At 71.0% G+C, this 7059-nt stretch carries 8 protein-coding genes and 3 pseudogenes; 9 read left to right on the forward strand and 2 right to left on the reverse strand.

All coding sequences use genetic code 11. The features are described from left to right. Nucleotides 1-14 precede the first annotated feature (14 nt). Nucleotides 15-827, reverse strand: coding sequence for a hypothetical protein (locus tag ASG40_RS18420; RefSeq protein WP_055888928.1), 813 nt, complete (start codon nucleotides 825-827; stop codon nucleotides 15-17). A gap of 43 nt (nucleotides 828-870) precedes the next feature. Continuing rightward, nucleotides 871-2277, reverse strand: a complete 1407-nt coding sequence (locus tag ASG40_RS18425; protein WP_082524143.1) for a dihydroorotase — start codon at nucleotides 2275-2277, stop codon at nucleotides 871-873. Nucleotides 2278-2365: 88 nt separating this feature from the next. On the opposite strand from ASG40_RS18425, the gene ygfZ reads away from it, so the two are divergent. The 9 genes and pseudogenes from ygfZ to ASG40_RS22615 form a co-directional block, all read left to right on the forward strand. Further along, nucleotides 2366-3232 carry a CAF17-like 4Fe-4S cluster assembly/insertion protein YgfZ gene (gene ygfZ, locus ASG40_RS18430; RefSeq protein ID WP_055888930.1) on the forward strand — a complete coding sequence of 289 codons (867 nt, stop codon included), beginning with the start codon at nucleotides 2366-2368 and terminating at the stop codon, nucleotides 3230-3232. 55 nt (nucleotides 3233-3287) lie between these two features. Then, on the forward strand, nucleotides 3288-3587 hold the full coding sequence (locus ASG40_RS18435; RefSeq protein WP_055888932.1) for a type II toxin-antitoxin system ParD family antitoxin: 300 nt from the start codon (nucleotides 3288-3290) through the stop codon (nucleotides 3585-3587). Nucleotides 3588-3592: 5 nt separating this feature from the next. After that, entirely contained in the window at nucleotides 3593-3901 is a 309-nt protein-coding gene (locus ASG40_RS18440) for a type II toxin-antitoxin system RelE/ParE family toxin (protein ID WP_055888935.1), read from the forward strand. 46 nt (nucleotides 3902-3947) lie between these two features. After that, nucleotides 3948-4562: a DNA-3-methyladenine glycosylase I gene (locus tag ASG40_RS18445; RefSeq protein ID WP_055888938.1), complete on the forward strand. Its 615-nt coding sequence runs from the start codon at nucleotides 3948-3950 to the stop codon at nucleotides 4560-4562. Then, nucleotides 4559-5167 carry an HD family hydrolase gene (locus tag ASG40_RS18450; protein WP_082494648.1) on the forward strand — a complete coding sequence of 203 codons (609 nt, stop codon included), beginning with the start codon at nucleotides 4559-4561 and terminating at the stop codon, nucleotides 5165-5167. Before ASG40_RS18445 ends, ASG40_RS18450 begins: the two co-directional genes overlap by 4 nt. Further along, nucleotides 5164-5679 (forward strand): annotated as a pseudogene (locus ASG40_RS18455) (tyrosine phosphatase family protein); the annotation flags it as partial. The gene ASG40_RS18450 and the pseudogene ASG40_RS18455, both read left to right, overlap by 4 nt. Nucleotides 5680-5831: 152 nt before the next feature. Then, complete coding sequence (locus ASG40_RS18460; protein ID WP_055888942.1) at nucleotides 5832-6119, forward strand: exodeoxyribonuclease VII small subunit; 288 nt, start codon at nucleotides 5832-5834, stop codon at nucleotides 6117-6119. A gap of 266 nt (nucleotides 6120-6385) precedes the next feature. Continuing rightward, nucleotides 6386-6801, forward strand: a pseudogene (locus ASG40_RS21415) (1-deoxy-D-xylulose-5-phosphate synthase N-terminal domain-containing protein); the annotation flags it as partial. A gap of 1 nt (nucleotide 6802) precedes the next feature. Further along, nucleotides 6803-7059, forward strand: a pseudogene (locus ASG40_RS22615) (1-deoxy-D-xylulose-5-phosphate synthase N-terminal domain-containing protein); the annotation flags it as partial.

Genomic DNA, 7059 nt, shown 5'->3' on the forward strand with positions numbered 1-7059 from the left:
GGTGACGGGCTCGGTCAATCGCGACTGGCCGTCTTCGGCACGGCCAGGCACGCCTTCGGGCAGACGGGCGCCCGCCCCAGGAGCCGTTCGAGGGCGGCCTGCGGACCCCGCCCGCACAGCTTGGCGAGGAACATCCGGTCCTCGGTGCCGAGATCGGGAATCCGGCAGGAGGCCACCATCGTGCGCTCCGCCTGCCCCCAAAGCGCCGAGATGGCGGCCTTGGTGTCCGGACGCTTCAACGCGGCCCAGGCGACCGGGTCGGCCTCGGCCGCTTCGACGTAGAGCGCGACGAAGCTCATCAGCGCGGACAGACCGTCGCGGTGGGACGGCCGGCGGTCGGGCGTGCGCAGGTCGTCGAGGGCCAGCGCCGTGTCGAGGTCGTGGGTGTAGGCGTTCAGTTCGTCGAGCAGGTACCGGAAATCGGTCGCCGAGGTCGCGCCGCCTGCACGCAGGTAGGTGGTCACGAACAGGCCCGGCCGGAATTGCCGCGCGATCCTGGCAGGCGCGAACAGGGCGGTACCTTCGGGCGGGCGCCCGACCGCGCCGCCCCCCACCAGCGGATAGGCATCGCCATCGGCGGTCAGCATGTGCACCGATTCGTGCACGGCCGTCGGCAAGGCGTATTGGGCGTCCTCGCAATCGATCCAGGTGCGAAAGAAGGCCTTGTCCGCGATCGCCCGGAAGACCGAATAGCCGTTCGGCGATGCCGCCTTCAGGACGTCGACGGCCCTGGCGCTGCAATCGCCGGCGACGGCCGGCCCGGCGCCCACCACCGCAGCGACCTGGAGCAAGAGCCCGAAGAGGGCTGTTCGCACGGTCTTACGCATGGGCCCGCATCCTCGCGAAAAGCGGATGCTGGCGCCGATAGGGTTAAGGAATGGCTTTGGACCCCGCAGGCCCCTGCGGGGAAAGCCCATCCGCCGAGAAATCCACACTCTCGGGTGCGGCCGCCAGCGTCTCCTCGAACACCACCGCCTCGCCCCGGCCCGGCGCGAGCAGCTCGCCCTGCCACATCACGCAGGCGCCGCGCACCAATGTCCCCACCGGCCAGCCGGTGACGGTGACGCCGTCGTAGGGCGTCCAGCCGCATGTGGAGGCGATCCAGCCGTTGCGGATGGTCTCGCGGCGCTTGAGGTCGACCACCGTCACGTCGCCGTCGTAGCCTACCGCGAGGCGTCCCTTGCGGGCGATGCCGAACAGGCGCTTGGGGCCGGCACTCGTCATGTCGACGAAGCGGGCGAGGGACAGCCGGCCGGCGGCGACGTGGTCGAGCATGACCGGCACCAGGGTCTGCACGCCGGTCATGCCCGAGGGCGACTCGGGGTAGGGCCTGGCCTTTTCCTCCAGGAGATGCGGGGCGTGGTCCGAGCCGAGGATGTCGGCGACGCCCTGCGAGAGCCCGTGCCAGATCCCGTCACGATGGGACGCATCGCGCACGGGCGGGTTCATCTGCACCAGGGTGCCGAGCCGCGCGTAGGCTTCCGTGCCGTCGAGGGTGAGGTGGTGCGGCGTCACCTCGCAGCTCGCCACGTCCTTGTGGTCGGCGAGATAGGCCATCTCCTCCTTGGTGGAGATGTGGAGGATGTGGATGCGCGCGCCCGTCCGCCGCGCGATGCGTACGAGGCGCTGCGTCGCCTTCAGGGCGGCCTCGGGCGAACGCCAGACCGGATGCGAGGACGGATCGCCCGGCACCCGCAGCCCCTTGCGCGCGCGCAACATCGGCTCGTCCTCGGCGTGGAAGGCGGCGCGGCGGCGGGTGCGCCGGAGGATCTCGGTGACGCCGGCATCGTCCTCCACCAGCAGCGCCCCGGTGGAGGAACCCACGAACACCTTGATCCCGGCCGCCCCCGGCAGGCGTTCGAGCGCGGCGACCTCATGCGCGTTCTCGTGGGTGCCGCCGACCCAGAACGCGAAGTCGCAATGCATGCGGTGATGGGCGCGGGCGACCTTGTCGGCGAGCGTGCCGGCGCTGGTGGTGAGCGGGTCGGTGTTGGGCATCTCGAACACCGCCGTCACCCCGCCCATGACGGCGGCGCGCGAGCCCGATTCGAGATCCTCCTTGTGGTCGAGCCCCGGCTCGCGGAAATGCACCTGGGTGTCGATGACGCCCGGCAGCAGGTGCAGGCCGGTGCAGTCGCGCCGCTCGGCGGTCGACGCCGCGGAGAGGTCGCCGATGGCCGCGATGCGCCCGTCCCTCAGGCCGAGATCGGCCCGGTGCTCGCCGTCCTGGTTCACGATGGTGCCGCCGGCCAGGACGAGATCGAAGGGCTGGTCCATCGGTGTCGCTCCGGGTCGGCGTTGAGACGGGGATGGCGGCGGCTTATGTCAGCGATGCGCGGCGCGCAACGCCGCTTCAGGAACCGCCATGCCGATCGCCCTGCTGCCGGACCGTGCCGTCGTCACCCTCACCGGCGAGGATGCGCAGAGCTTCCTCCAAGGCGTGGTCACCTGCAACGTCGAGACCCTCCAACCGGGCGAGGCCCGGCTCGGGGCGCTCCTGAGCCCGCAGGGCAAGATCCTGTTCGACTTCCTGGTCTCGCGCCGGGGCGACGGCTTTGCCCTCGACGCGCCGGCCGAGCGGGCCGGCGACCTCGTCAAGCGCCTCGGCCTCTACAAGCTGCGCGCCAAGGTCGCCGTCGCCCTCGACCCGACGCTGGGCGTCGCCGCCGCCTGGGACGGGGCGACGACCGCGGCAGAGGTCACCCGGGCTGGGGTCACCCGGGCCGAGGACGCGCGCCTGCCGGCGCTGGGGGCGCGGCTGTACTTCTCGCAAGGCGCCTTCTCGGCCGACGCCACGGAAGAGGATTACCACGCCCACCGCATCGGCCTCGGCATACCCGAGGGCGGGCGCGACTTTCCCTACGGCGACGCCTTCCCGCACGAGGCGCTGATGGACCAGATCGGCGGCGTCGACTTCAGGAAGGGCTGCTACGTCGGCCAGGAGGTGGTCTCGCGCATGCAGCACCGGGGCAGCGCCCGCACCCGCGTGGTGCCGGTGGTCTTCGTCTCGGGCGAGGCGCCGGCACCCGGAACCGAGGTCACCGCGGGCCAGAAGACCCTCGGGGTGACCGGCAGCCGGGCCGGGACCCGCGGACTTGCCATGATCCGCCTCGACCGCCTGGCCGACGCCCTGGCGCTGGGCGAGCCGCTGCGGGCGGGCGGCACGGTCCTCGGCGTCGAGAAGCCGGCGTTCGCGACCTTCGCGTTTCCCGAGGTCGGCGTTGCGGGGTAGACAGCCCGGACGGCCCGCTTTGACAATCGCGGCCGGACGCCTTCCTGTCGCAGACATGATCACCGTCGCAGGGATGATGACGATGCCGGACGTAGACCTGGGCCAGCACTTCGACGGCTTTATCCAGCGTCAGGTCGAGAGTGGGCGATTTGAAAGCGCCAGCGACGTCGTCCGCGCGGCACTGCGCCTTCTCGAAGATCATGAAGCCTCGCTCGGCGAGCATCGCGCCGCACTCAAGCGCAGCATCGACGCGGCCTTCGATGATCCCAGGCCGAGCCTTCCGGCCGGTCAGGTTTTCGCGAGCCTTCGGGCTTATCATGCCGAGGCGATGAAAGCCGAAGGGCAGGGGGGTTAAGCGGCATGGCGGCCGAACTCGTCTTCCGCGAAGCCGCGCAAACCGATCTCTTCAGTCTCTATCACTATATCGCCGAGCAGTCGGGCCGAGCCAGGGCCGGTGCCTATATCGACCGCCTCGAAGCGGCCTGCTTTCGGCTTCGGGATTTTCCCGAGCGCGGCACGCGCCGCGATGACTTGCGGCCAGGATTGCGCACCATCGGATTCGAGCGTCGGGTCACCATCGTGTTCAGCGTGGACGAGGAATTCATCGTGATCGGTCGCATCCTCTATGGCGGTCGCGACCTCGATACGCTGCTGGGCGAACCCGGTTAGCGGACGCCGGTTGGTCTTTCCCGATCCGTATCGCTAAACCGCCGCCATGCCCCCCGACGCCACCGGCCTGATCCACCATGCCGACGGCCGCGCCCGCTGCTGGTGGGCCGGCACGGACGCGACCTATGTCGCCTACCACGACACCGAATGGGGCATGCCCGAGCACGACGGCCGCGCCCTGTACGAGAAACTGATCCTCGACGGGTTCCAGGCCGGCTTGTCCTGGATCACCATCCTGCGCCGGCGCGACGCTTTTCGACGCGCCTTCGCGGGCTTCGACCCGGAGGCCATCGCCCGGTTCGACGAGACGGATGTCGAGCGGCTGATGGGGGACACAGGCATCATCCGCAACCGGGCCAAGATCGTCGGCACCGTCGCGGGCGCCCGGGCCTTCCTCCGGATCGAGGAGAGCGGCCCCGGTTTTTCGCGCTTTCTCTGGGATTTCGTGGAGGGTTCTCCGATCCAGGGTGAAGCGACCAGCCGCACCGAGATCCTGACCGAGACCGAGGTCTCGCGCCGGATGGCCAAAGCGCTCAAGGCCGAAGGCTTCAGCTTCTGCGGGCCGGTCATCGTCCATGCCTTCATGCAGGCGGTGGGGATGGTCAACGACCACCTCGTGGGCTGCCATCGCCACGCCCCGTGCGCGGCCCTCTCCCGATGAGCGCGGCCGCGCCCCGCGCCTGGCAGCGGATGCTGTCGGGTCGCCGCCTCGACCTCCTCGATCCCTCGCCCGCCGACATCGAGATCGCCGACATCGCCCACGGGCTCGCCCGGGTCGCGCGCTGGAACGGCCAGACCCACGGACCGCACGTGTTCTCGGTGGCCCAGCACGCCCTCCTGGTGGAGGCGATCGGCCGCCACCTCGAGCCCGGGACCACCCCGGCGGACCGCCTCGAACTCCTGCTGCACGATGCCCCGGAATACGTGGTCGGCGACCTGATCTCGCCCTTCAAGGCGGCGATCGGCCAGTCCTACAAGGCGGTGGAGATCCGCCTGCTGGCGGCGATCCGGCTGCGGTTCGGCCTGGCGCCCCCGTCCGCGGCCGTCCGCGCCCTGGTCAAGCGGTCGGACGCCGTCGCGGCCCGCCACGAGGCGACCCGTCTGGCCGGTTTCGACGTGGCGGAGGCCGGGCGCATCTTCGGCGAGGCGTTGCCGCTGCCGGATCCGGTGGCGGCCCTGCTCGACCCCTGGCCGACGGCGCAGGCACAAGCCCGCTTCCTGACGCGCTTCGGCGACCTGTGCACCTCCACCGGGACGACACCATGACCGGGACGGCCGCTCTCTACGTCTGCCCCCTGTCGCGGCTCGACGAGACCATCGCGGCCACGGGCGCCCGCGACGTGATCACGCTGGCCACCGTCGGCACCCCGGTGGTGCGGCCGGAGGGGATCGCGCCCGGGCGCCATTGCGTGATCGGCGTCAGCGACATCGCCGTGCCTTTGGAGGGTCACGTCCTTCCCGCCGAGGCGCATGTCCGCGCCCTGCTGGCCGTGGCCGAGGGCTGGGACCGGGTAAGCCCCCTGGTGATCCATTGCTATGCCGGCATCGGCCGCTCGACGGCCGCCGCCTTCGTCGTGGCCTGCGCCCTCGATCCCGGCCGGGACGAGGCGGCCATCGCCGAGACGCTGCGGGCGGCCGCCCCGAGCGCGACCCCGAACCCGCGCCTCGTCGCCGTGGCCGATGCGATGCTCGGGCGCGAGGGTCGGATGGCGGCGGCCATCGCTGCCATCGGACGCGGCGCCGAGGCCTTCGAGGGAACGCCGTTTCGCCTCGATCTGCCGGCTCCGGCGCTTCGTGAACCACGCGACGAGTGTGGCGCAAACGACGCCACGAACGGCGATTTCTCCCCGTCCGACGACCCTGCGTAGCCGGCAGGCTTGCCGGGTGAGGCCGCTCGGGCCTAAACCGGCACCGAGGATGGACCCGAGGAATGACCGCAGCCCGACCCGCCACGGCGTCGCCCCCGCAGACCGGCTCCGTGCCGGCGGTGGAGGCCGACCTGCCCTTCGAATCCGCCATCGCGCAGCTCGAGGACATCGTGCGGCGCCTGGAGAAGGGCGACGTGCCGCTCGACGAATCCGTGGCGATCTACGAGCGCGGCGAGGGCCTCAAGCGCCATTGCGAGGCGTTGTTGCAGCGGGCCGAGGCGCGCATCCAGACCATCACCCACGATCCCGCCGGGCGCGCCACCGGGACCGCGCCCCTCGACGTGGAATGACCCCGCCATGACCGTGGGCAAGAACTCGGCGGGCAAGAACCCGGTGGGCAAGAACCCGACCGGTGAGAACCCGATTTGTCGAACGGTCGCAGAACGTTGCGGCCGTCTCTTTCCTCCGGACGTGAGGTCCTCTCTGTGTCACGGATAGAAGCCGAACCCTCGATTCTGGACGGTCTTGTCGAGACGTCGTCGCTGCGGGCCCTGCCCGAGGGCGAGTTGCAGGCTGTGGCCGATGCGGTGCGGCGGGAGATGATCGACGCGGTCTNCCTCGATTCTGGACGGTCTTGTCGAGACGTCGTCGCTGCGGGCCCTGCCCGAGGGCGAGTTGCAGGCTGTGGCCGATGCGGTGCGGCGGGAGATGATCGACGCGGTCTCGGTGACCGGCGGGCATCTCGGCTCGGGGCTCGGCGTGGTCGAGCTGACGGTGGCGCTGCACTACGTGTTCGACACSCCCGACGACMGGATCGTGTGGGACGTCGGCCACCAGGCCTATCCGCACAAGATCCTCACCGGGCGGCGCGACCGCATSCGCACCCTGCGCCAGGGCGGCGGCCTCTCGGGCTTCACCAAGCGCTCGGAGAGCGAATACGACCCCTTCGGCGCGGCCCATTCCTCGACCTCGATCTCGGCCGCACTCGGCATGGCGGTGGCCCGCGACCTCGACGTCGCCGCGGCCAAGGCCNCTCGGGCTTCACCAAGCGCTCGGAGAGCGAATACGACCCCTTCGGCGCGGCCCATTCCTCGACCTCGATCTCGGCCGCACTCGGCATGGCGGTGGCCCGCGACCTCGACGTCGCCGCGGCCAAGGCCCGGGCGGGAGAGAAGGGGGAGCCCGGACCGGACGCGGACCGGCTCCCGCGACGCAACTGCGTGGCGGTGATCGGCGACGGCTCGATGTCGGCGGGCATGGCCTACGAGGCCCTCAACAACGCCGGCGCGC

It is taken from the genome of Methylobacterium sp. Leaf399 (genome assembly GCF_001424525.1).
Classification (GTDB): Bacteria; Pseudomonadota; Alphaproteobacteria; order Rhizobiales; family Beijerinckiaceae; genus Methylobacterium.